The organism is Streptomyces himalayensis subsp. himalayensis, assembly GCF_013778455.1.
Lineage (GTDB): Bacteria > Actinomycetota > Actinomycetes > Streptomycetales > Streptomycetaceae > Streptomyces > Streptomyces himalayensis.
Genome location: NZ_JACEHE010000020.1, coordinates 78,790 through 103,734 on the forward strand (window position 1 = coordinate 78,790; position 24,945 = coordinate 103,734).

General features: G+C 69.3%; 19 protein-coding genes and 2 pseudogenes. 16 read left to right on the forward strand and 5 right to left on the reverse strand.

Annotated features, from left to right (window positions below):
* Positions 1-20 precede the first annotated feature (20 nt).
* The 12 genes and pseudogenes from H1D24_RS28375 (at position 21) to H1D24_RS28420 (ending at position 14,086) form a co-directional block, all read left to right on the forward strand.
* Positions 21-437, forward strand: a complete 417-nt coding sequence (locus H1D24_RS28375; protein ID WP_181660624.1) for a TadE family protein — start codon at positions 21-23, stop codon at positions 435-437.
* Positions 437-889: a TadE/TadG family type IV pilus assembly protein gene (locus H1D24_RS28380; protein WP_181660560.1), complete on the forward strand. Its 453-nt coding sequence runs from the start codon at positions 437-439 to the stop codon at positions 887-889. Before H1D24_RS28375 ends, H1D24_RS28380 begins: the two co-directional genes overlap by 1 nt.
* On the forward strand, positions 889-4,341 hold the full coding sequence (locus tag H1D24_RS28385) for a LysM peptidoglycan-binding domain-containing protein (protein WP_181660561.1): 3,453 nt from the start codon (positions 889-891) through the stop codon (positions 4,339-4,341). The genes H1D24_RS28380 and H1D24_RS28385 overlap by 1 nt, the downstream gene beginning before the upstream one ends.
* A gap of 74 nt (positions 4,342-4,415) precedes the next feature.
* Positions 4,416-6,116, forward strand: coding sequence for a DUF2637 domain-containing protein (locus H1D24_RS42715; protein WP_445194928.1), 1,701 nt, complete (start codon positions 4,416-4,418; stop codon positions 6,114-6,116).
* Between the two features lie 91 nt (positions 6,117-6,207).
* Entirely contained in the window at positions 6,208-6,534 is a 327-nt protein-coding gene (locus H1D24_RS42720; protein ID WP_258564376.1) for a transposase, read from the forward strand.
* Between the two features lie 5 nt (positions 6,535-6,539).
* Positions 6,540-7,151, forward strand: a pseudogene (locus tag H1D24_RS42725) (IS3 family transposase); the annotation flags it as partial.
* A gap of 72 nt (positions 7,152-7,223) precedes the next feature.
* The gene (locus H1D24_RS42730) at positions 7,224-8,597 is read left to right on the forward strand and encodes an IS30 family transposase (RefSeq protein ID WP_258564387.1); all 1,374 of its coding nucleotides are present in this window, start codon (positions 7,224-7,226) and stop codon (positions 8,595-8,597) included.
* 7 nt (positions 8,598-8,604) lie between these two features.
* Positions 8,605-8,910, forward strand: a pseudogene (locus H1D24_RS28400) (integrase core domain-containing protein); the annotation flags it as partial.
* A 522-nt stretch (positions 8,911-9,432) separates the two neighbouring features.
* Entirely contained in the window at positions 9,433-10,854 is a 1,422-nt protein-coding gene (locus H1D24_RS28405) for an aldehyde dehydrogenase family protein (protein WP_181660564.1), read from the forward strand.
* 54 nt (positions 10,855-10,908) lie between these two features.
* The gene (locus H1D24_RS28410) at positions 10,909-12,168 is read left to right on the forward strand and encodes an MFS transporter (protein WP_181660565.1); all 1,260 of its coding nucleotides are present in this window, start codon (positions 10,909-10,911) and stop codon (positions 12,166-12,168) included.
* 105 nt (positions 12,169-12,273) lie between these two features.
* Positions 12,274-13,122 (forward strand): oxidoreductase, encoded by an 849-nt coding sequence (locus tag H1D24_RS28415; protein WP_181660566.1) that lies wholly within the window; start codon positions 12,274-12,276, stop codon positions 13,120-13,122.
* Positions 13,123-13,165: 43 nt separating this feature from the next.
* Entirely contained in the window at positions 13,166-14,086 is a 921-nt protein-coding gene (locus tag H1D24_RS28420; protein ID WP_181660567.1) for a helix-turn-helix domain-containing protein, read from the forward strand.
* 191 nt (positions 14,087-14,277) lie between these two features.
* Here the strand turns inward: H1D24_RS28420 and H1D24_RS28425 are convergent, their stop codons facing one another.
* Positions 14,278-14,628, reverse strand: a complete 351-nt coding sequence (locus H1D24_RS28425) for a winged helix-turn-helix transcriptional regulator (RefSeq protein WP_309484471.1) — start codon at positions 14,626-14,628, stop codon at positions 14,278-14,280.
* Between the two features lie 64 nt (positions 14,629-14,692).
* Between H1D24_RS28425 and H1D24_RS28430 the strand changes: the two genes are divergently transcribed.
* The 4 genes from H1D24_RS28430 (at position 14,693) to H1D24_RS28445 (ending at position 20,571) form a co-directional block, all read left to right on the forward strand.
* Positions 14,693-15,592: an LLM class flavin-dependent oxidoreductase gene (locus tag H1D24_RS28430; protein WP_181660568.1), complete on the forward strand. Its 900-nt coding sequence runs from the start codon at positions 14,693-14,695 to the stop codon at positions 15,590-15,592.
* Positions 15,589-16,899, forward strand: a complete 1,311-nt coding sequence (locus tag H1D24_RS28435) for an FAD-binding oxidoreductase (protein ID WP_181660569.1) — start codon at positions 15,589-15,591, stop codon at positions 16,897-16,899. Before H1D24_RS28430 ends, H1D24_RS28435 begins: the two co-directional genes overlap by 4 nt.
* A 91-nt stretch (positions 16,900-16,990) precedes the next feature.
* Entirely contained in the window at positions 16,991-17,641 is a 651-nt protein-coding gene (locus H1D24_RS28440; RefSeq protein WP_181660570.1) for an FMN-dependent NADH-azoreductase, read from the forward strand.
* Positions 17,642-18,141: 500 nt separating this feature from the next.
* Positions 18,142-20,571: a SpoIIE family protein phosphatase gene (locus H1D24_RS28445; RefSeq protein WP_181660571.1), complete on the forward strand. Its 2,430-nt coding sequence runs from the start codon at positions 18,142-18,144 to the stop codon at positions 20,569-20,571.
* A 222-nt stretch (positions 20,572-20,793) separates the two neighbouring features.
* Here the strand turns inward: H1D24_RS28445 and H1D24_RS28450 are convergent, their stop codons facing one another.
* The 4 genes from H1D24_RS28450 to H1D24_RS28465 all read right to left on the reverse strand — a co-directional run bounded on the left by H1D24_RS28450 (position 20,794) and on the right by H1D24_RS28465 (position 24,896).
* Entirely contained in the window at positions 20,794-22,011 is a 1,218-nt protein-coding gene (locus H1D24_RS28450; protein WP_309484472.1) for an acyl-CoA dehydrogenase family protein, read from the reverse strand.
* Between the two features lie 141 nt (positions 22,012-22,152).
* Positions 22,153-22,839: an alpha/beta fold hydrolase gene (locus tag H1D24_RS28455; RefSeq protein ID WP_181660573.1), complete on the reverse strand. Its 687-nt coding sequence runs from the start codon at positions 22,837-22,839 to the stop codon at positions 22,153-22,155.
* A 220-nt stretch (positions 22,840-23,059) separates the two neighbouring features.
* A complete protein-coding gene (locus H1D24_RS28460) occupies positions 23,060-23,728 on the reverse strand; it encodes a hypothetical protein (RefSeq protein WP_181660574.1) in 669 nt (222 codons plus the stop codon).
* 61 nt (positions 23,729-23,789) lie between these two features.
* Complete coding sequence (locus H1D24_RS28465) at positions 23,790-24,896, reverse strand: low temperature requirement protein A (protein ID WP_181660575.1); 1,107 nt, start codon at positions 24,894-24,896, stop codon at positions 23,790-23,792.
* Between the last annotated feature and the right edge of the window lie 49 nt (positions 24,897-24,945).

The window sequence follows — 24,945 nt, forward strand, 5'->3', positions numbered from 1 at the left end:
GCCGGGTCCGCAAGGCCCGGATGGATGCGGGCAGCGTCGCGATCGAAGCCGCCATCATCATTCCGCCGCTGATCATGTTCGTGTGTCTGGCGATCGCTGGCGGCCGCCTGGTCACCTCTGGCGCGAAGATCGACGCCGCGGCTGAGGATGCGGCGCGGGAGGCATCCCTTCACCGCACCGCGGGCGCCGCTCATAACGCGGCCCATGAAGCGGCCGACGAATCACTGAACGACCAGGGCATCCGTTGCGCATCCAGCAGCGTCACCGTGGACGCGGGCGGGCTGAACGTGCCAGTCGGACAGGTAGGGACCGTGACCGTCACCGTGCGCTGCACGGTCGACCTCTCGGACCTTTTGCTGCCCGGTGTCCCGGGGGCCCGCACGCTCACGTCGACCGCCACGTCAGTGGTCGACCGGTTCCGCCAGCGGGAGAACTGATGATCTTTCAACACCGGGGCCTTGGCCGGGGACGGTTGGACGACCGCGGTGGCGTCACCGTGTTCGTCGCCGTGTGCGTGCTCGCACTGATCGGCATCATCGGCGTGGCCGTCGACGGCGGCGGCACGATGCGCGCCACCGAACGCGCCGACTACATCGCCGGCGAGGCCGCCCGGGCGGGCGGGCAGGCCATCGACCCGGCCCAAGCCATCAGCGGCAAGGCGATCGTCGTCGACCCCCACGGCGCCCAAGCCGCAGCTCAGGCCTATCTCCGCTCCGTCGGCGCCGCGGGCGCAGTGGGGGTGTCCGCGGACGGCACGACGCTCACCGTCACCGTCGACGGCTCGTACACCACGAAGTTCCTGCCCGTGGTCGGCATCGGCTCGATGCCGGTGACCGGCCACGCCACAGCCACGCTCTTGCACGGTGTCACCGCTCCCGAAGGAAACTGATGCGCACCCACGCTCCCGCCGCTCAAGGCCGCACCCTGGCCAGGGTGCTCAAGGCGGTGCTCAGCCTGATGGTCCTGGCCGGCGTGGTCGCCGGCCTGCCGCTGCTGCTGGCCTGGGCCACCCCGGTGGTGTGGGCGATCAGTCACGACGACCTGATGCATCTGCTTGACCGGCAGGACACCGGCGCTGCCTTCCTTGTGCTGCTCATCGCCGTGGGCTGGGCCGGCTGGGCCCAGTTCGCATTCTGTGCCGCACGGGAGTTGGTCGCGCAGTTGCGCGGCCTGACCTGGCATGCGCCGCGCGGACTGGGGGCGTCGCAGCGCGCTGCGGCCGCGCTGATCGGCAGCATCCTGGTGCTGCTGCCGGCCGGTTCGGCGCTGGCCACCCCGGCCCAGGCTGCCCCGGCCCAGAGCGCCGCCCGCCTGCCCGGGCAGGCTCAAGCGGAGCGGTCTTTGGATGCTGACCAGCACGCCGCGGCCCCCGTCAGCACATCTGAGACTCGCACCTACACGGTGCGCGGGGTACGGCCGGCGGAGAGTCTGTGGAGCATCGCCGAGAAGGAGTTGGGTGACGGGGAGTGCTGGCGGGACATTGCTGAGCTGAACGAGGGCCGCACCATGGTGGACGGCCAGGTCTTTCGGGCCAACAGCTTTCTGCAGCCGGGCTGGCAACTGCGCCTTCCCGCCACAGCCACGGCCGGTGATGCGGGCGCTCAGGCCGCGGGCGGCGTCGGTCCGCAGATGAAGGACAGCGCCCCGGCCGCCACCAGCCAGGAGGGGCACGCGGCCACCGTCACCGTGAAGTCCGGCGACTACCTGTCGAAGATCGCTGAGGAGCAGCTCGGCGACGGTGACCAGTGGCCCGAGCTGTTCGAGGCCAGCCGGGGCAAGCCGCAGCCAGGCGATCTCCCGGCAATCACCGACCCGGATGTGATCTACGCGGGGCAGCAGGTCGTCGTGCCCGGCGCGCAACCCGACAAGCATGATCTGCCCCAGCAGAACGAACAAGGCGAGGAGTCAGGCGGCGAGGGGCGCACTCCCCCGGCCGCCGAGGAGCCGGACGGCGACCAGGCGCGCGAGGGGGATGCGCAGGCGCCCGCGCCGAGCCGTTCCACTGCGCCAGCACCCGAGGCGCCGGCGCCCAGCACATCGGCCAGCCGTCCCGCCCAGCAGCCCGGCCAGGGTCACGGTGCGCCCTCCGCGACGCCGCGGCCGAACACCGGAACCTCTTCCACGTCCCCGTCTGCGTCGGCTGAGTCGTCCACGTCCGATACTTCCTCCCCCACCGCCACGGCGTCCCCCGCTCCCGCGCCGTCTGCGGCCAGCAGCCCGCTGCAGATGCGCACCGTTGTGGGCGCCGGTGCGCTGCTGGCCGCAGCCGTCACCGGTGCCCTCGCGGTGCGCCGGCTGCTGCAGCGTCGCCGCCGCAAGCCAGGCCAGAAGATCGCGATCGCCCCGGAACCCTCGGCGGCGGAAGCCCAGTTGTCGGCCGTCGCTGAGCCGGCAGGCGCGGCCCGCCTGGACATCGCGTTGCGGACCCTGGCCCACCACCTCGCCCAGGACGAGAACCGGGAGCTGCCCCGGCTGCGGGCCGCGCGGATCGGCGCGCGCTCCCTGAAGGTTCTGCCCGAAGATCTTGCCCAGCAGCCGCAGGCGCCGTTCATCGCCGGGCGCAATGGCTGGTGGACCCTGCCCGCCGACGCCGTTCTCCTTAACGAGGAGGCCGCCCGCGAGGTGCCGGCCCCGTATCCGGGGCTGGTCACCGTGGGCAGCGCCGAGGCCGGTGAACTCGTTCTGCTCAACCTCGCCGCGGTGCCTGCCCTGTTGCTGGACGGCAATCCGGTGCACATCACCGAGGTGTGCACCTCACTCGCCCTGGAGCTGGGGATGAGCCCGTGGGCGAGCGAGGTGGAGATCGTCACCATCGGGTTCGGCGAGGACCTGCCCCAGCTGCTGCCCACCTCCCGCATCGCGCACATGCGGCAGCCGGCCCACGCCCTGCGCGATCTCACCGAGCGGCTGCTGGAAGCCCACCAGATGCCCGAGGCCAGCCACCAGCCCTACCTGCTGCTGTGCGCGTCCACCCTGGACGCGGACACCGCGTGGCAGTTCGCCGACGCCATCGACAAGGCAGACCGTGTCCCCGTCACGCTCATCGCTCCGGCAAGCTCCGCCGCGGCGCACTTCCCCCAAGCAGAGATCCTCAACGCCTCACTCAGTGACCCGCAGCACCTCGACTACGCCGGCCTCGATGTCACGGTGCAGCGCCTGGAGCACGCCGCCTACCAGCAGATCACCACCGCGCTGGCCCTCTCCGGACAGCCCGCCCACCCGGCAAAGGGGCCATGGCGGGACGTTCCAGGCGAGCCTGACAGCGCCCGCCAGCCCGAACCGCTCGCGGCGAAGGAGACCACCGCCCACAAAACCGACACAGCCGGCATCCCCTCGTCGTCGGCGCAGGACATCAGCTGCAGCGAGGTGTTCCCAGCCCTACTCGCCGCCTCCGCCGATCCGCCCAGACTTCACCTCCTGCCCGCCATGGACGCGCCGGGTCAGGCCGGGGCCGAGGCAGAACTCGCCGAAGACGCGAAAGACGCGCCGGACACCGACGCGGCCCAGACACCCAGCTCGCAGGCGGCCGCCTGGACCCCTGCGCGCGGCGAGACCTCCGACGCGACGATCGAGGCCCACGACCCGCATGCGCCGGAGATCCGGGTCCTGGGACCGGTCGAGGTAACCGGCGTGAGAAGCACCGGCCACGGCCCACGCCAGGCCCAACTGGCGGCCTTGCTCTACTTCCGCCCCCATCGCACCGCCGACGTGCTGTGCGCCGACATGGACCCGCTCAACCCCTGGTTGGCAAGCACCCTCAACGCCCGGCTGCAGGGCCTGCGGCGCGCCTTGGGCAACGACGTGGCCGGCAACGCCTACGTGCCGCGCCGCCGCACCGGCGACGACCCCTACCAGCTCTCCCCCGCCGTGCGCTGCGACTGGACCAGATTCGTGCAACTCGCCGAGCGTGCCCTGCCCCATGGCCCGGCCGGTCTGGCGGACCTGGAGAAAGCGCTCGGCCTGGTGCGCGGCCGACCGTTCGGAAGTAGGCCGCTGCCCTGGGCCGAGCCCTACCAGCAGGAGATGATCACCCGGATCATCGACATCGCCCACACCGTGGCCACCTACCGCACCCCACCGGGCCCGGACCACGACCTGAGCGTCGCCCGGCAGGCCATCGTGACCGGCCTCGACGTCGACGAGACTGCCGAACTGCTCTACCGGGACTGGATGCGCATCGAACACACCGCCGGCAACCGCACCGGACTCCACACCGCCATCACCCGACTCCAGCAGATCAACAGGGCGCTGGACTGCTCACTGGAGATCGAGACCGAGCAGCTCATCAACGACCTACTGGGCGGCGCGGGTTCGGGTTCGCCGGCGCATACGGCGCTGTAGCAGGTCGGTGCTTATCCCACTGCGCACCAGTGGCTGGGGGCGACGTCGAGGGAGGTGTAGGCGAGGGAAATGTGATGCCCATTCGCAAAAGAAGCCCGGCAGGAGGTCAGCAGGACGTGGTCGCGGAGACCAAGAAGACTCCGGTCACACTGAGCAGGGCCCACCGCGTCCTGATCGCGGTGGTCGTCGCTGGCGCAGTCATCATCGCGGGCATCGGTTTCGCCGGCTCGTACGCCGCTGTGCGCGACCTCGCGCTCGACAAGGGCTTCGGGAAGTTCAGCTACGTCTTCCCGATCGGCATCGACGCGGGCATCTGCGTCCTGCTCGCCCTCGACCTGCTGCTCACCTGGATCCGCATCCCCCTCCCCCTGCTGCGTCAGACGGCGTGGCTGCTGACGGCGGCGACGATCGCGTTCAACGGCGCAGCTGCCTGGCCCGACCCTCTCGGCGTCTGCATGCACGCCGTCATCCCCCTCCTGTTCGTCGTCACCCTCGAGGCGGCCCGGCATGCCATCGGCCGGATCGCGGACATCACCGCCGAGAGGCACATGGAACGCGTACGCCTCACCCGATGGCTCCTCTCCCCCCTCCCCACCTTCCTCCTGTGGCGCCGGATGAAATTGTGGGAACTGCGCTCCTACGAGCAGGTGATCAAGCTGGAGCAGGAGCGGCTCGTGTACCAGGTCCGGCTGCGCTCCCGCTACGGCCGCGCCTGGCGCCACAAAGCGCCGGTGGAGTCGCTGATACCGCTGCGCTTGGCCCGCTACGGCATCCCCCTCGCGGACACGGCCCCTGCGGGCCTGGCCGCCGCCGGAATCAATCAGCCCACGCCCCTGCTCGCAGCGGAACATGACGCCACCACATCCCACACCCCAGCAGCACACGAACCGCAGCCCGCCAAGGCCGATCAGCAACCCGCGCTCACCAGCCCGCAGGCACCGGAGCCCACCGACCACCCCACCGCGCCGGGACCACCGCACAGCGCTCCGGACCCTGCGTCTTCGCAGGAGACCCACGAAGAAAGCGACGACTCACGGGAGCCGATCCCCTCCCGCACCTGGCGCCAAAGCGCCAGCACATACGGCGAGTTACCCGCCCAAGGCCCTTTCGTCCACTACGTGGCCGAACGGCACGGCGCCACCCACACCCACGGCCAACCCCTTGCCCCCGAAGCGCTCGAACTCGAAGTCCATGCCCTGCGGCAGCAGGAATCCGGCGACCCGGCACCCCATAACAGAAGGGCAGCTCCCGGCCGCGACGACCCCACCCCCATTCCCCCGAGTCCTGCCGTCACCAGCCCACACCCGGCCCGCGCACTACCCACGCACACTCCACGCAGCCCGCAGATCGACGCCACCATCGACACCCCCCACCCCCCGACTGCACAGGACGGGAGCGGCCTGACCAAAGTCGACGGCTACTTCATCGCCTGGCGCGAATACCAGCAGCAACACGGCCAAGAACCCACCGACAAACAACTCTCCGCCCACCTCGCCCACAAAGGCATCCTCGGCCGCGGCGGACACCCGATCAGCCCCAGCACCCTGAGGAGATATTTCCTGCCCTTCCGCCTCTACTCCGTATGGGCTGAGCACCGCCAACACACCGACCAGCCCTCAGCCGTAACCGTGGCCCAAGACTGCACATCCCGCGGAATCACCGCCCAATACAACCAACCCATCACCCCCACCGACATCACCACACAAACCCACGACTTCCAGCGCCGATGGCACACCCTCACCCACCACCACACCCCCACCGACCATGAAAAATGACCACCACACCACCCAGACATCAGCAGCAGCAAGCCGATCACTGAACCGCTCCGGGTCTGATGGAGGCTCGATTCTCTGAGAGGATTGAGTCATGCCACGCCCCTCCCCCTACCCCGCTGAGCTGCGCAAGCGCGCTGTCCGCATGGTCGCCGAGGTGCGGCCCGAGTACGACACCGAGTGGGCCGCGATGAAGGCCGTTGCGTCCAAGCTCGGGATCGGGACGACCGAGACGGTGCGCAAGTGGGTCCGCCAGGACCAGATCGACAGCGGGACCCGGCCGGGGACAACGACGGAGGAATCTGCGCAGGTCAAGGCGCTGAAGAAGGAAGTTGCCGAGCTCAAGCGGGCGAACGAAATCTTGAAGGCCGCGGCGAGTTTCTTCGCGGCCGAGCTCGACCGGCCACATCTGCGCTCGTAGCGTTCATCGACGAGTACCGGGACCGCTTCGGCGGTGTCGAGCCGATCTGCCGTGTGCTGTCCGAGCACGACTGCAGCATCGCCCCCTCCACCTACTACGCCCACAAGCAACGCCAGGCTTCCCCGTCTGCCCGTCAGGTTCGCGACGAGGAGCTGAAGGCCCTGATCAAGGAGGTGTTCGAGGCCAACTACCGTGTCTATGGCGCCAGAAAGGTCTGGCGGGACTTGAACCGGCAGGGCCACCAAGTGGCCCGCTGCACCGTCGAGCGGCTCATGCGCGAGCTGGGCATCGCCGGTGCGGTCCGCGGCAAGAAGGTGGTCACCACCGTGGCGGATCCGTCCGCCGAGCGGGCCCCGGACCTGATCGACCGCGACTTCGTGGCCGACGCCCCCAATCGCACCTGGGTCGCCGACTTCACGCATGTGGCGGCCTGGGCCGGCACCGTCTACGTCGCATTCGTCGTGGACACATTCTCCCGCCGCATCGTCGGCTGGTCCGCCGCCACCACCAAACACACCGACCTCGTGCTGGCTGCCCTGGAGATGGCGCTGTGGCAGCGCGACCGGGCCGGCATCCCGCCCCAGCGAGGCGAGTTGACCCACCACTCGGATGCGGGTTCGCAGGGCGGATTCAACCGGTCGACGCAACACCTCGACTACGGAGGTGTGATGGGCAGGCCGGCGGGGTGGATGAAGGCGTTGACGGGCAGGTCTCCGATGAAGTCGCCGGGGGCGCCCGCGTTGCGGCGGGAGGTCGAGCGGGAGTTCTGGCGCGAGATTGCCAAGGGGCTGCTCGGTGAGGAGGCAGCGGCTGCTGTCGGCGTGTCCCAGGCGGCCGGCGCCCGGTGGTTCCGGCAGCGTGGCGGCATGCCATCGATCGATCTTGCCCCGCTTTCGGGCCGATATCTGTCGTTTCAGGAGCGCGAAGAAATAGCCCTTTTCAAGGCACAAGGAGCCGGGGTCCGTGAGATAGCTCGTCAGCTGGGGCGTGCTCCTTCGACGATTTCGCGCGAGCTTCGCCGCAACGCGGCGACCCGCGGAGGCAAGCTCGACTACCGTGCGTCGGTCGCGCAGTGGAAGGCGGACCTGCTCGCTCTTCGCCCGAAGGAGGCGAAGCTCGTCACGAATCAGCAGCTGCGCGAGTACGTGCAGGAGCGGCTGTCGGGCCACGTCCGCCGTTCTGACGGGACACTGGTGCACGGGCCCGAGACGGGGCAGTGGAAGGGGCGCAACAAGCCGCACCGCCAGGACCGGAAGTGGGCATTGGCCTGGAGCCCGGAGCAGATATCCCACCGATTGAAGATCGACTTTGCCGAGGATGACTCCATGCGGATCTCGCACGAGGCGATCTACCAGGCCCTCTACATCGAAGGCCGCGGTGCTCTCAAACGCGAGCTGGTCGCCTGTCTGCGCACCGGACGGGCTCTGCGTGTTCCTCGCGCCCGCACGGGGCGCAAGAGCTGGGCCCATGTCACGCCCGACGTGATGATCAGTGAGCGTCCGGCCGAGGTCGAGGACCGCGCGGTCCCCGGCCACTGGGAAGGCGACCTGATCATCGGCCTGCAGCGTTCGGCGATTGGCACGTTGGTCGAGCGGACCACCCGGTTCACGATGCTGGTGCACCTGCCCCGTGAGGAGGGCTACGGAGTGATCCCGCGAACCAAGAACGGGCCAGCCCTTGCCGGTTACGGCGCCCTCTCGATGAACAAGGCACTCGCGCCCGCGATCACGACACTTCCCGAACAGCTCCGCAGGTCGCTGACCTGGGACCGGGGCAAGGAGCTGTCCCAGCACGCCGAGTTGAAGCTCGAGACAGGTGTCGCGGTCTATTTCGCCGATCCGCACAGCCCCTGGCAGCGCGGGACGAACGAGAACACCAACGGGTTGCTCCGACAGTACTTCCCCAAAGGCACCGACCTGTCGAGATGGTCCGCAGACGAGCTCCAAGCCGTCGCTCACGCCCTCAACAGTCGGCCTCGCAAAACACTCGGTTGGAAGACTCCGGCCGAGGCGCTTAACGAGCACCTACACTCTCAGGAAGCCGGTGTTGCGACGACCGGTTGAGTCCAGGCAGTACACCTCATTCAAGCTCGCCGAACACCTAGACCGCGAAGGCATCGCGGCCTCCATCGGCTCGGTCGGTGACGCGCTCGACAATGCGCTGATGGAATCGGCGATTGGCCTGTACAAGACCGAGCTGATCAAACCGCAGAGGCCCTGGAAGACCCTGGCCGAGGTCGAGTTGGCCACCGCCGAGTGGGTCGACTGGTACAACCACCGTCGCTTGCACGGTGAGATCGGCCACGTTCCGCCAGCCGAGTACGAAGCCGCCTACTACCTGACAGCCAAGAAACCACAGGTCACAGCCGCAATCTAGAGTCTCCGACCTACCCGGGGCGATTCACACTGAACCGTTCCGGGTTCGGTTGTACGGACTATCTCCGCTAGGGCAGCGCGCCGTCACCGGTCCAGCACTTCTTGGCTGGGTGCTGTCCGCGGAGCCGGCGGGGTGCTGGGGAGGATTCAGCTCGGGTAGCCGATCCGGAAGCGGCGGCGGTCCGGTGAGAGGGGCCTCGACGCCGGCGAACCCGGCGGCTTCCAGGCGCTCCAGGGACTCGGCGAAGCACGAGGCCCCGGTGATGCGGCCGACGCGGGAGCTTCGCGCCGCAGCGCGAGCTCGGCCCTCCAATCGGAGGCCCACACCAGGGAGCAGCCTGCTCGGCGTGCCTGGTACTGGCTTTCCTAGGGACCGGTGCCCAGGAAAAGGCCTCCCTGTATACCCCGGTACTCCACCCCGACGATGGATTTCGCAAGGCGCCCTTCGCACACGAAAGCCGCCTCGGCCACATGGAAGTCCGTGTGGCGCCGGAGAACTGCGCATCTGAGGGAGAAAGACAATATGCGTGAGCACACCAAGCTGTACATCGACGGCGCCTGGCGCGAGCCCCTCGACGGCACGGTCATCGAGCTGACCGACCCGGCCACCGGTGAGGTGTCCGGACGGGTGGCGCTCGGCGGCGAGGCCGACGTCGACCTGGCGGTTGCCGCGGCCAACCGGGCATTCCCCGCTTTCTCCAGGACCACTCGCCAGGAGCGCATCGCACTGCTGGAGCGGATCGCCGACGAGTACGAGCGGCGCGCCGAGGACATGGCCCAGGCCGTCACCGCCGAGCTGGGCTGCCCGCTGCCGCTGTCCCGCGCCATGCACGTTGCCGCCGGACTGATCCAGTTCCGGGCAGCCGCCCAGGTGCTGAAGACGTTTGCGTTCACCGAGGAGCGCGGCACCACCCACATCCGCCAGGAACCCATCGGCGTGGCTGCGCTGATCACTCCGTGGAACTTCCCCGCCCTGCAGCCGGCGGGCAAGACCGCCTCGGCGCTCGCGGCGGGCTGCACCGTCGTCCTCAAGCCGGCCCAGCTGGCCCCGTACTCGGCCGTCGTCCTGGCCGAGATCCTGGAGGCCGCCGGGGTCCCCGCAGGTGTCTTCAACCTCGTCAACGGCCGCGGCTCGGTGATCGGAAACGCACTCTCCTCGCACCCCGACGTCGCCGTCGTGTCCTTCACCGGCTCGGGTGAGGCCGCGCTCCAGGTGAATGCCGCTGCCGCCAAGACCGCCAAGCGCGTGGCCACCGAACTCGGCGGCAAGTCGCCGCAGGTGATCATGCCCGATGCGGACCTGGACGTCGCGGTCGACACGGTGCTCACCTGGCTGATGGCCAACACCGGCCAGATCTGCAGTGCGCCGAGCCGGACCCTGGTACCGCGCGAGCGGCTGGAGGAGTTCCTGTCCGTGCTGCTCCCGCGGATCGAGTCGCTCAGGATCGGCGACCCGCGCTCGGAGGACACCGACATGGGCCCGCTGATCTCCGCCGAGCAGTGGCAGACCGTCCAGCACTACATCCACTCCGGCCTGGACGAGGGAGCCCACCTGGTCGCCGGAGGCCCGGGCAAGCCGGATGGCCTGGAGGAGGGGCACTTCGTCAAGCCGACTGTCTTCACCGGGGTCACCAACGACATGTCCATCGCCCAGGAAGAGATCTTCGGCCCGGTGATGTCGATCATCACGTACGACACGGTGGATGACGCTGTCGAGATCGCCAACGACACCCGGTACGGCCTTGCCGGTTACGTCACCGGCAGGGATGTGGCGGACGCCGCGGACGTCGCTTCCCGTATCGAAGCGGGCTACGTGATCATCAACAACGCCGAATTCGACTGGACCGCCCCCTGGGGCGGCTACAAGGAGTCGGGCAACGGCCGCGAATGGGGCCCCGAGGGCATGCAGGAATACCTGGAGACCAAGGTCGTGCTCGGCCGCTGACGGCCGACGCCGGTTTCTCTTCGGGGAGATGGCAAGACTGAGATGGCAAGACTGATGAACGTTGAGAAGCCGGCTGCCCTCGATGTCCGGGGGCACCAGCGCCCCACCGCCCCCCACCACCGGCAACACCGACCCTGGCACTTCAAAACCGTGGTCGCGGTCGTCTTCGTGGTCATGGCCGCCAGCAGCGCACCGTCTCCGCTGTATGGGCTCTACCAGCAGCAATGGCACTTCGGCACAACCACTTCGACGGTCATCTACGCCTGCTACGCGCTCGGCGCGATCCTGACTCTTCTGGTCGCCGGAGGACTGGCCGAGCACCTGGGCACCCAACGGACGATCGTGGTGGCGCTTGCCACCATCGTCGTCAGCTTCCTGACGTTCCTGCTTGCCACGGGGGCCTGGGCACTGTGTCTGGCCCGCCTGATACAGGGCGTCGGCGTCGGGTTGCTCACCAGCAGCGCGGGCTCAGCACTGGCGGATCTCCACCGGGACCACAGTCACCGGGCCGCAGCGGCGGCCAACAGCGCGGCGACCTCGACAGGCATCGCGCTGGGCGCGGTGTTCTCCGGCCTCGCTATTCAGTTCGCTCCTGCACCACTGGTCACGCCGTTCGTCGTGCTGACCGTCCTGTCCGTCGGCGGAATCGTCCTGGTGCGGGCGATTCCCCCCTGGCAGATCGTGCCGGAACGGCTCGGGCCCTGGCGCCCCCGGATGCTGCGGCTGGGTGCGGAGCCACGCGGGATCCTGCTCAGGGTGGCCCCCATCGTGACGGCCAGCTGGGCGGTCGTCGGCTTGTACCTTGCGCTGGGGGTCGACCTCGTCGCCGGCCTGCTGCACACCACGGACAGGGCGCTGGCCTCGCTGGTCATCCTTGTGGTGCAGGGCTGTGGCGGCATCGCTCCGATGCTGCTGCGGAGACTTGGCGACCGGGCAGCGTCGGTGACCGGGTGCGCGCTGCTCGTAGCCGGGGTCGGAGTGTCCGTGATCGGGTACGACACTGCTCACGCCCTGCTGTTCTTCTCCGGCGCGGCGATCACCGGCGCGGGCTTCGGCCTGTGCTTCATGGGGTCCACGAGCACAGTGACGGCGGCTGTGATCGCCGGGGGGCACCCCCAGCTCCTGCCAGGGTTCTTCGCCTTGGCGTACCTGGCGGTGAGTGTGCCGGTGGTCGCCCTGGGCGCCGCTGCTTCCCGGTTCGGCGTCGCGGCTGCCTTCTCGTGGTTCGGGCTGCTCGTGGCACTGCTCGCCGTGGTGGCAGGAGCCATTGCTGTCGGTCCCCGGGCAAACCATGCCCTTTGCGGCCACCGATAGAGCAGCGAGTGCTGATCTATCGCAGTGCTTATAAAGCAGCGAATACAAGTATGCGCTGCATCTGACCTGATTTTCTCTAAAATCAAACGAATGGAAGGTAGTGGCATGGCCACTTGGTTCATCACTGGTGCGTCCCGCGGTTTCGGCCTGGAGATCGCACGCCAGGCACTGGAGCGGGGCGACAAGGTCGTGGCGACGGCCCGCAAGCCCCGGGACGTCGAGGATGCGCTCTCCCAGTACGGGGACAGGCTGCTCGCTGTCGCCCTGGACGTCACCGACGAGGCGCAGGCCCGTGAAGCTGTCGAGAGAGCCGTGGAGAAGTTCGGAAGGATCGACATCCTGGTCAACAACGCGGGACGCGGCGTGCTGGGCGCGGTGGAGGAAACCTCCGACGCCGAGTTCCGCTCGGTCTACGACACCAACGTCTTCGGTCTGGCCAACGTCACCCGCTCCGTACTGCCGGTCATGCGGCGGCAGAGGTCGGGCCGTATTCTCAACCTGAGTTCCATCGGGGGCTTCCGCAGTGTGCCGGGCTTCGGCGTCTACTGCTCCACCAAGTTCGCCGTGGAGGGCCTCTCGGAGGCGATGCGCGACGAACTGGCACCGCTGGGGATCCAGGTCACGATCGTCGAGCCGGGATATTTCCGGACCGACTTCCTCGACGCCACCAGCCTGCACACGGAGGGCCAGGTCATCTCCGACTACGCCGAGACCGCCGGCGCCGTGCGCCAGGCCGTCCCCGGCCTCAATCACGCACAGCCCGGTGATCCCGTCAAGGGCGCCACGGCCATCCTCACCCTTGCCGACGCCGCCAACCCGCCGCTGCGCGCCCAGCTCGGCAGCGACTGCGCGGCGGAGATGGATCGTAAGATCGCTCAGTTCCGCGAGGAGGCAGACGCCTGGCGGGAGCTGGCCCTGTCCACCGATCACGACGACGTGCAGGGCGCCGTCTGATCCGCCGTATGACTCGCACGGGTCGTACGAGAAGGAGGCTGCTGTGACAGAACTCGGTGAGTACCTGCGCGCATGCCGCGCCCGGGTCAGCGCCGAGCAGGTGGGGCTCCCCACGTCCGGGCACCGCCGGGTGCCGGGACTGCGGCGTGAGGAACTCGCCTCGCTGGCAGGCGTCAGCGTGGACTACATCGTGAGGCTGGAACAAGGCCGCGTGAAGTCCGCCTCGCCCGCCATCCTCACCGCCCTGGCCAGGGCCCTTGAGCTGCGCCCCGACGAGGAGGAGTACCTGCTGCGGTGTGCAGCCGAGGCGGGCATCTCCGGCCGGGCGAAACCGGCCACCGCAAGAAACCAGCAGGTGTCGCAGGCGACCCAGGTCCTCCTGGAGAGCATGGTGAACGTCCCGGCACTCGTGCTCGGCCGTCGCATGGACATCCTGGCATGGAACAGCCTGAGTGCCGCGCTGTTCACCGACTACTCCAGGCTGCCGGCCAAGCGGCGCAACCACATATGGCTCACCTTCCTCGACCCCGAGGTCCGTGGGCTGTACGCGAACTGGGAGCGAGTCGCCCAGGAGTGTGTGGCCTACCTCCGCATGGATGCCGGCCGCTACCCGAACGATCCCGAGCTCGCCCGCCTGGTGGGGGAACTGTCCTTGAAGGACCCCGACTTCCGCCGATGGTGGTCCGACCACAGGGTGCGGTCCCAGCGGCAGGGCCGCAAGGAGTTCGTCCACGCGGTCGCCGGGGAACTGAGCCTGGACTTCCAGGTGCTGGATGTGCGGGGGTCCACCGACCAGAGCCTGCTCGTATACACGGCGGAGCCGCACTCGCCAAGCGCGCAGGCCCTGACCTTCCTGGCGGGTTGGTCCGCCACCGGACTCCCTGCCCGGCCGACGGAGGCGGCAGAGTTGCCCCGGCGACCCGGGGCAGCACCTGCGGCGGGGGAATCCAAGGACGGGGCGTAGCGCATCAGCGGTGACGGCCGGGCCAGTGACGGCCGGGCCCGCAAACAGTTGGGGAGCAGGGTGTGCGACACCCTGCTCCCCAACGTTCGTCTGTACGAAGTGCCCTGGTGAAAGTACATGCGCCAGCGGCCTGGGCGCCTCCGAACCGACGGAGTGAGTGCGCGCGCCTGCTGTCCACACGTATCCGGAGACTACGTCGACGACAGAACCCGCCCCGCACCCCTGGGGCCCGAGCGGTGCATGCTCCACTGCGCGAGTGGCAGCAGGGCGTTCACCAGTGCCTGGCCGTCCGGGGCCAGCTGATAGCGGATCTGTACGGGCGTAGTGGGGATGACGGTGCGCTCGATGAGGCCCGCGGCCTCGAGTTCCTTCAGACGTTGGGAGAGCAGCCGGTCGGAGATGCCGTCGATCATCGCCCGGTACTCGCCGAAGCGCCGGGCGCCCTGGGCGGCAGCCTGCAGTACCGAACCCGTCCAGCGGCGTCCGACCATTTCGAGGGTGCCCTCAAAGCTCGGGCAGGTGTCGTCATGAATGGAGTCCACTTACAAAAGATTAGCTCCTTACCTACCGTTTTGCCAGTGGGGCGGTCCGGCCCACTCTGGACTCATGACCGACTACGGACGCCAACTCTCCTTCGGCGTGAGCCTTGACCCCTCCGCCGGGACATGGGCACTGACCCGGCGCCTCGCGCGCACGGCGGAGGACTCGGGCCTGGACCACCTCGCCGTCCAGGACCACCCGTACCAGCCCGGCCACCTCGACGCCTGGACCCTGATCACGCACCTGTCGGCGGTCACCGACCGCATCTCCTTCCTCACCGGCGTCGCCGACCTGCAGCTGCGCCCGCCGGTGATGCTCGCCAAGGCCGCCGCGTCGCTGAGCGTGCTCACCGACGGACGGATCCAGCTCGGGGTCGGCGGGGGCGGCATCCCCGACGCCATCGCCTCGATGGGCGGGCCGGCGCGACGCGGCCAGGACATGGTGGCGTTCACCGAGGAGTCCCTGGGGCTCCTGCGCACGGCCCTGGCCGGAGGCGTCGTACAACTGCACAGCCCGTACCACGCCGTCGACGGTTACCGTGCCGGACCGGTGCCCCCGAAGCCCGTCGAGCTCTGGCTCGGCGCCCAGAAGCCCAGGATGCTCGCCGTCACCGGCCGGTCGGCCGACGGCTGGATCTCTCCACTGAACATCTACGTCCCGCCGCGGGAGGTGCCCTCGCGTCAGCGGATCATCGACGAGGCGGCCACCGACGCGGGCCGCGACCCGAGCACGCTGCGGCGCGTCTACAACGTGATCGGCGTGATCGGCGACCACGGAGACGGACCCGGGCTCGTCGGCGATGTGCGGCGGTGGGTGGACACCCTTACCGAGTGGGCCGTGGAACTCGGCTTCGACACCTTCGTCTTCTGGCCCGCCACCGACCCCGAGCGGCAGTTCGCGCTCTTCGCCGGCGAGGTCGTGCCTGCGGTGCGCGGGCGCGTCGACGCCCTGCGGAGCGGGCGATGAACGGCACCCTCTCCACCGTGCCGGCCGAGCTCGCGGGCAAGGTGGTCACGCCCGACGACCGCCGCTACCGGCCGCTGCGCTCCACCTACACCACCGTCGGCCGCCCGGCCGCCGTGGTCCTGCCCGAGTCCGCGGGCGACGTCGCGGCGGCGCTGCGGCTCGCGCGGGAGACGGGCCTTCGGGTGGCCGTCCGCAGCGGCGGACACGGCCTGTCCGGCAGCGGCACCAACGATGGCGGGCTCGTCATCGACCTGAGCGCTCTGCACCGCATCGACGTCGTCGACCGCGGCTCCCGACTGGTCCGCGTCGAGGCGGGCGCCCGCTGGGCCCAGGTTGCCCAGGCGCTCGCCCCGCACGGGCTCGCCATCAGCTCGGGCGACCACGGCAACGTCGGCGTCGGCGGCCTCGCCACCGGGGGCGGCGTCGGCTGGCTCGTACGGCAATACGGGCTCACCATCGACCACGTCCGTGCCGTCGAGGTCGTCCTGCCCGACGGAACGGCCGTACGCGCCGACGCCGAGACCGAGCCCGACCTGCTGTGGGTGATGCGCGGGGCCGGCGCGGGTGCCGGGATCGCGGTGGCCTTCGAGATCGAGGCCATGGAGCTTCGTGACGTCGGCCATGCACAGCTCGTCGCCGCAGTGGACCCGGCCGGGCAGACGCTGCGCCGCTGGGCCGATGTCATGGCGCGGGCGCCACGCGAGCTGTCGACGGCGGTGATGCTGTCCTCGCAGGGCACCACCACCACCGCGTTCATCACCGCGGTCGTGGCCTCGGACAGCCCGTCCGTCATCCGCGCCGCCGTCGAACCGCTGCTCGGCATCGGCGACGTGATGGCCCAGCAGGCCCACATCGTCCCCTACACCGAGCTGGTCCCACCGCACCATCTGCACGCCAACTCCGGCCAGATGCCCGCCAGCACGACCAACGGACTGCTCACCGACATGACCCCGCACGCCGCCCGCGCACTGCTCACCGCATCGGCTGCCCCCGACCCGGTCCTGATCCAGCTGCGTTCACTCGGCGGCGCGACCCACGACCCTGCCCCCTCGGACACGGCGTTCGCCCACCGCCACCAGAACACCCTCGTCGTCGCCTCGGCGTTCCCGCCGGACGCCCCCGCCACACTGGCCGCCGCTTGGCGCCCCCTCGCCCCGCACACCGACGGCGCCTACGTGAACTTCGAGAGCGCCCCCGACGAGGCGACGTTCGCCCGCGCCTACCCGGGACCGACCCGCACCCGCGTCACCGACCTGTGGAAGCGCTACGACCCCGACGGCACCCTGCGCCCCCGGCCACCGGCCTGACCGCCGGCCGCCTCGACCTCACCGACCACGAGCCCGCGGCACCCGCCGCGAGCGCCCGCCCTTTCAAGTCACCCAGTACTGGAGATACTCCATGGCCACGTTGCTGCACATCGACTCCTCCGTGTTCCCGGGCGGCGCTTCCGCCTCCCGCGCCGTGACGGAGATCTTCCGCAAGACCTGGGAGGAGCAGCACCCCAAGGGCACGGTGATCTACCGCGACCTCTCCGCCAACCCGGTGCCGCACATCACCGCCCACGCCCACACCGCCGGGTTCGCCGATCCGGACGCCCACACGCCCGAGCAGGCCGCCGCCTTCGCCGACCGCCTGGAGCTGATCGAGGAGTTGGAGCGTGCGGACACGGTGCTGATCGGCGCGCCGATGTACAACTACACGATCCCCTCGACCCTCAAGGCATGGCTGGACAACGTGATCCTCTTCGGCCGCACCTCGGGCGAGAACCCCTCCGCCAAGGGCACCCCGGTCACTGTCGTCGCCAGCCGCGGCGGCTCCTACGCGCCCGGCACCCCGAAGGAGCCCTACGAGTACGTGCAGAACTACCTGACGGCGACCCTCGCCGGCATGCTCTCCCTCGACCTCGACTTCATCGTCCCGGAACTCACCATGGCCCCGCACATCCCGGCCATGGCCGAACTGGTGCCGCTCTTCGAAACCTCCCGCGACCGCGCCTTCCAAGACGCGGCCACCAAGGCCAAGGCCCTCGCCGAACGCCTCGCCGCGTAAACACGAGAACGCCGTGTGCGTCCCTGCCACCGGGACATCGCACGGCGTTTTGACGGTCATCGCCGACGGCGGCTGCCGGAGCACAGGTCTGGTCCCGCACTGTCGCGAGACGGGCCGGGCCGAACTCCCGGCCATTTCGGCCTGCTGCACAGGTACTCGGGACGTCCGATCGGCGTCCAAACGTCCGTCCTTGACGGCTCAGCCCGGATCCACCGGCTTTTCGGGGTGGGCGTTTCGGGTTGTGCGGGCCGTGTCGGGGTTGAGTTGCGGATTCGTGACACTCTGTCACATGATCACTACGTTTCGCTAATCCAACTGATGAGCCTCTGCTCGACGATGCCTGAGCACTCCCTGGCGACGGAGAGGAACGGCACCCCTCTCGGACCTGGTTGGGCACCTCAACGAGTCCACGACCAGCAGGTGGGTCCGATGTCGCGCTCGCCCGTCTCGGAGGACACTGAGTGCGTACCGAGTTCTGAGGCAAGTGAAAGCTGATGACTATGGGTGCATCTCACGCCACCAGCCGCAGTGGCCCCCACGATGGAGTCCCGGCGGAGAACCAGGCCCACATCCTGATTGACCAGCGCGGCACGGTGGTCGGATGGAGCCCGGTGGCCGAGGGGCTGCTGGGCTACCCGGCGGATGCCATGCTGGGGCGCCCGGCATGGGACCTGCTGGCCGGTGTCGATCCCACCACGCACTCGCTCGCCGCCATCGACGACTTCGCCGTTCTCCTGCGACGCGAGGACGGCGCCTCCCTGCCCTGCCGAATGACCGTCCGTCCTGAGCGCGAAGGCGCGGCGGTCAGGTGCTGGGGGGTCACGCTCGCCCCTGCGGAACAGGGAAACCCGACGGCCGAACTCGACCAGGCCCTCCTGGAGACACTGTTCACCGTCTCTCCCGTAGGTCTGTTCCTCCTCGATCCCTGCCTGCGGCTCGTCCGGTTCAACCCCGCGGGCGAAGGCATGCAGGGCACCTCGGTCGCAGAAGCCGTCGGCAGGCGTCCCACGGAGGCGTGGCCGGGCTTCGCCGCGGAATCGGTGGAGCGCGTGATGCAACAGGTGCTGGCCACGGGGCAGCCGGTGATCGGCGTCGAAAAGCGGATGCGCCCCCCAGGAGATCCAAGTCATGAGCATGTCTATTCGGCTTCCGTCTTCCGCCTGGAGGACGTCCATGGTCGCCTCCTGGGCATCGCCGACGCCACTGTCGACGTCACCGACCGCCATCTGGCGCAGGAGCGGCTGAATGTGCTCGCGCAGGCCGGCACACGGATCGGGTCCACCCTCGACGTGCTGGACACCGTCCGGGGCCTGGCGGAGGTATCCGTGCCGGGGCTGGCCGACAGCATGGCCGTGGAAGTCCTGGAGCCGGTACTCGCGGGAGAGGACCTCGAACCCGGTCCCGTACACCGCGACACCGTGCTGCGTCGGGCGGTATGCCGGTCCCGGGACGACGCGGAACCCTGGACGGCCTGTGACCAAGACGGCGCCCTGCCGCCGGTGGCCGCTGCCGAGGCCCTCACCGACCTTCAGCCGCGCATTGTCGATCCGCTGAGTCCTCCCGGACAGCGGGCGTTGCACAGCTTGCGGGCGCCCAGGGAAGACGTCCACTCGCTGATGCTCGTACCGCTGGTCGCCCAGTACCGAGCTCTGGGGCTCGCCACGTTCTGTCGCTGGGGGGAGCGGAGGCCTTTCGAACGTGACGATCTGACCCTGGCCGGAGAACTCGCCCTGCGCACCGCCGCGTGCCTGGACAACGCCCGCCGGTACCTGCGTGAGAGCAATTCCCTGGTCGCACTGCGGCACGCCCTGCGGCCGGGCGGACTCCCCACTCATCACGCCCTGGATGTGGCGCACGAATACGTGCACGCGGGCTCCGGCGGCGACTGGGTCGACGCCGTACCACTCTCCGGAGCCCGGGTGGCCCTCGTCGCAGGCCGGGTGCCCGGCCACGGGGTACAGACCGCCGCAGCCGCAGGGCGGATCCGCGCAGCCGTGCACACCCTGTCGGACCTGGACCTGGAACCGGATGAACTGCTCGCCCGGCTCGACGACCTGGTACGCCGCCTCAGCAACGGCCCCGGAACGGTGGACGACCAGCCATGGCCGGCACGGGACGCCGGGAGATCTGACAACGGAGACGAGGCCGGCGCGACGTGCCTCTACCTGATCTACGATCCCGTGACCCGGCGCTGCTCGCTCTCCAGTGCCGGTCACCCCTGGCCCGTGGTCGTGCACCCGGACGGCACCGTGGCCCTCCTGGAGCATCCGCCCGGCGCCGCACTGTGCTGCGCCGGCGCTCCTTTCGGGAAGGCCGACGTCGACCTGCCCGAGAACTCGATGCTCGCGCTGTACACCCCAGGCCTCTTCCAGGAGCAGCCCGAAGATCGGAACCGCGAGCGCTTGGCCGACCTTCTCGCCGGGTTTTCCGGCTCCGTGCGCCAGGCATGCAGCATGCTGACCGAAGCACTGGTCCCGGCACGGCTCCGGGAAGACGTCGCCGTTCAGGTCGCCCGCACGCACACGCTGGGTCCGGCACGGGTCGTGTCGTGGGATCTGCCGAGCGATCCGGCCATGGTCTCCACGGCCCGGTCGCTCGTCACCCGGCAGCTCACATCGTGGGACATGAGCGAAGCGGCGTTCACCACCGAACTGATAGCCAGTGAGCTCGTCACCAACGCCATCCGCTACGCCAAACCTCCTGTGCAGCTGCGACTCATCCGCAGCCATGTTCTGACATGCGAGGTGTCCGACGGCAGCAGCACCTCACCACGGTTGCGGCACGCCCGCACTACCGACGAGGGCGGCCGGGGGCTGCTCCTCGTCGCCCGGTGCTCCGAACGTTGGGGCACCCGCTACACCGAGGGCGGCAAGACCGTCTGGGTTGAGCAGAGCATTCCTGAGGGCCTGGAGTCACCTTCTCGGCCGTGAACGACTCTGTTGGGAAAGGCGTGATTCGGGTGGGGCTGTGTCGTTCGTCTTGTTGATGGCTATGGTCGTTGGCAGGGTGGGGTGAGCGGGTGTCGCTGGAGTCGCGGTCGGATGATGGGGTGCCTGAGCTGACGGCTCGGGTGGTGCGGGCCTCGTTCCCCAAGGGGACACTCGCGACCCCGAACGCTCCCGGAGCGCCATGCGTCTCGGCATCGGTCCGGCTCAGAGCATCAGGCTCACTCGCTCGCTGCTGCCGAGGAGGGACTTGCCGTAGACCTCCAGGCCGACCGCCGGGACCAGGCCGGCGTGGCGCGCCGCGACGTTGGCGTCCCGCCAGATGCGCTGCAGGGGGCCGGCGTCGGCGAACGCGGCCGCGCCATGCACGTTCAGGAGGGTGCTGACTGCCTCCAGTACGTGCTGTGCGGCGAAACCGGCCCGGGCCCTGACGTGCGCACGTGCGGCGTAGTCCAAGGGGCCGCCGGAGGAGGCGGCCTGATCCACCTCGTCCACGGCTCGGTAGGTGTGTAGGCGGGCCGTCTCCAGCTTCAGTGCTGCTTGTGCCAGCTGTATCTGGACGCCCACCGAATCTGCCTGCCGGCTGTGGACGGTGAACGACAACGGCTTCTCCGCGGCTGCGTCCACCGCCACGCTCAGCGCCGCCTTCCCCAGTCCGAGCAGCGGTCCGACCAGGCACAGCAAGAGCATCGGCCCGAACGTCGAGGTGTACAGCGCCTCGTCCCGGGACGCGCGGGGGTAGACGCCCTCCGCGGCCGCGGGAACCGACAGCACACGGTGCTCAGGAACGAACACGTCCTGCCCGACCAGGGTGTTGCTGGCGGTCGCCTTCATGCCCGCGGTGTGCCAGGTGTCCTCAACGGCCAGCTCGCAGGCGGGGATCAGGACGAGTGCCTGGTCCGCCACTGCTCCGCTGTCGTTCTTCAGCAGCGCACCGACCGCAGCCCAGGTGGCATACGGAGCCCCGGAGTTGTACGGCCACCTCCCGCTGACGCGCCAGCCGCCCGGCACCCGCTCTCCCATGCCCGTCGGCGCCGCCACACCGGTCACGCGGGCATCCGGATCGGCCCCGAAGACCTCTTCCTGGGCCTTGTCCGGGAAGAGGCACGCCAGCCAGTTGGTCACCGCAATGATCATCCCGACCCAGGCCGCCGAGCCATCGCCCTCCCCGAGGGCCTCCGACACCTCGGTCAAGGTCCGAAGGTCGGTCTCATGGCCGCCGTACCGCTTGGGGGTCAGCAGCCGGAAGACGCCTGCCTCGGCCAGAGCTTCGACGACGTCCACCGGCAGGACGCGATCCGACTCGCCGCGCGCTGCCTGGTCCCGCAGCAGCGGCTGCAGAGCGACGGCCCGCGCCACGAGCTCGGCCCTGATCGCTTCCTCGGGCAGCGCACCGGTCTGCTCCTGGCGGCTGTTGCTGTTCACGATGTTCTCCTTCTGCACGGTTTGCAGGCAGGGCAGGACCGCCCCGCCCTGCATGCCTGTCCGCCGGCATGCAGGGTGCGGCCGCGGACGCTGCCGGTTGATCAACTGGGGTGAGTGCTCGGGTGAGGGTGCGGCCTGGGCTCAGGCGTCCGACTCGAGTGCGATCTTCGCCAGGAGGGCGGCGAGTTCCTCCGGCTTGGACATGAACGGCGAGTGGCTGCTCTCGACCCGGTGGACCGCGCCGGACCTCGAGGCCAGCAACTGCTGGCTCTGCGCGGGCAGGGCCTGATCGTCCTCGCAGACGATGTACGTCGACGGGACGGTGTGCCACCCCGCCCCGGTCAGGACGTCGCTGAAGGACCTCGCGCTCTGCGGCACCAGCCGCTCGGCGGCCTCCTCGGCCTCGGACCGAGGCACATCGCCGTAGAACAACGCGATGGGATCGTCCGGTACGGCCTCGAAATCGCCCCGCTTTGGTGAAACAGGCGCGCCGTAGAACCCGAGGAGACTCTCACCGACGTCGAGCTGGAACGACGCCAGATAGACGATGCGCGAGACGTTCCCCGCCTCGGCAACGGCTTGGGTGACCGGTATGCCGCCGTATGAGTGTGCGACGACCACAACGGGGCCGTCGATGATCTCCAGCTCTCGGAGCACCGCCTGCGCGTCGTCCTGCATGCCGGTCCGCCCCCCGGCGCTCGGCAGGTCGATCGCCCGAGTCCGCCACCCGTCGGCGTGCAGCACCGACGTCAGCTTCTCCCAGCACCACGCGCCGTGCCATGCCCCGTGCACGAGGAGCAGAGTCGGACGGGAAACCCCATCAGTCACGGAAAATCCACTTCAGATCGGTCAGAGCAGCCGGGCGCCCAGCGGCGCTCACAGAAGGACCCTAAAGGTGATCGGACATGCTGTCCAACGCACTGCACAAAGGCGGGAGATAGCCGTACTGACCGCGGGATCTGCAGACCCGGGGATCTGCTGCGCGCACAGGCCGAAGCGGCCTGCCTCCGGAGCGGTCACCGGATGCGGGCCAGGTGGTCGGCGTCTGTCAGTCGCCCGGAGTCTTGCCGATCTTGTTCACGACGCCGACGTCCAGCAGCGCCACCTCATCGGATCCGAGGTAGTGGAGCGTCGTGCGGTCGAAGACCCACACGTCACGGTCGTCGCCGTCTGCGAAGGCAAGCCCGATACCGCGCCGACCGGCGGCGTCCTCGACCACAAAGACGCCGGGGATCCTGGCGGCGGCGCGGTAGAGGGCCGCGCCGATGGTCTCCAGCGCCGCCTCCTCTTGGGTCGGCTCCTGACCTTCGGTGTCGGCCCAGATCTTGCGGTAGGGCGCGGCCGGGTCGGTCGGCAGGGCCTGCAGTTCCCGGTAGGTCACGGCGTTCGGGTCGGCATCCAGACGCATGGTCTTCGTTCCCCGGCCGGAGGGGCCGGACAGCACGGTGATCCGGGCGAGTCCGGCCCGCTTGCCGTCGACGGCCTGCCAGTCCGAGCGCCGGAAGATGTCCCCGGCGTCCTCGGGCGCCGCGAGGGTGGCGATGCGGTTCAGCAGCCCCACGGCCTCCTGGTCGGTGACCGGGTCGCCGGGCCCAGTGTCCGTCCCGGCGGTGAGGACCGCAGCGCGGACGGCTGCGGAGGTGGCCGGCGGCACAGTGATCAGGGCCGCCCGGCGTCGCCGTCCGCTCTCGCGCGAGGCCACTCCGGCCCGCGCCATGAGCACATCCCGTCGCGGCGCTTGTAATGCTGAAGCCGGTGTCGTCGGCGCAGTCGATGTGTCAGCCGGATTCAACGTCCTCGAGCGGGCTCGGGTCCTTTGACGCCAGGCGGTGGTCCACGGTGGCGATGGCCGTCAGGACGACCACAACCATGGTCATACCGATCCAGCCGGCGATGGCCGCTGTTGCCCCCAGCGGCACCGCGCACACCGCCCCGACCAGGCGGTCGGCGATCCGTCCGCTTCCCAGCAAGCCTCGGTAGATCGCGTGACCCACGAGAAACACCGCTGTGCCGCAACCCAGCCACCACTGGTGTGCATGACCGCCGAAGTGGTGGATGGCGTCGCTGATCCCGGCCGCGACCAGGATGATGCCGATGATCATCACAAGGTGCGCGCCGGTGAACGCGTAGTAGGCGAGCATTTGGCGACGGTGCTCGGTGGCCTTCTCGAACTCGGCGTCAGCTCGCGCCTCGTCCCCGTCGAAGTACACCCACCACAGCCCCGACGCCACGGCAATCCCCAACGCCACGCCGAGCGCCAAGGGGGCGTCCACCGCGTGGGGCTCCGCTCCTTGGGCGCCGATTCCGATGGCAACCACCGACTCGCCCAGTACCACCAGCAGGAGCAGCGCATGCCGCTCGACGAAGTGATGCGGCTCAATGACGAAGCCGCGAATGTGACCCAGGAAGGGCGAAAGATAGAGGACCAGTACAGCTGTGGCCCAGCACACCCAGCCCCATGCTTCCGGCAGATGCGGGGCGACGAACACGAGGACGCCGGCAGCAGCGTTGAACGGCATGTTGCGACGGATGGCCTGCCGCGCCGACGGCGCATCGGCTGTCAGATAGACCACCCCGTGGATGGCAACGACGGCCAGATACGCCAAGGGGAAGGCCCACCCCTCAGGCGCGAAGGCGTAAGGCACATCCAGCCCCATGATGAAGAAGCCCGTCATCGCAAGCATCAGCAACAGGCGCACTTGCACCGCGTCAGGCCTCACCGCGTTGGTGAGCCATCCGAATCCGCTGAACATCCACCACACGATGACCATCGGGAACAGCCCCTTGAGGAGGCCTTCCCAACCAGGATGGGTTTCCACCGCGTGGGTGACCTGAGTGACGACGAAGACGAACACCAAGTCGAAAAAGAGCTCGGTCGGCGTCACCCGGCCCCGCGTACTCTCCGAAATCCACAGCCGTCTAGGAACGGGAGAC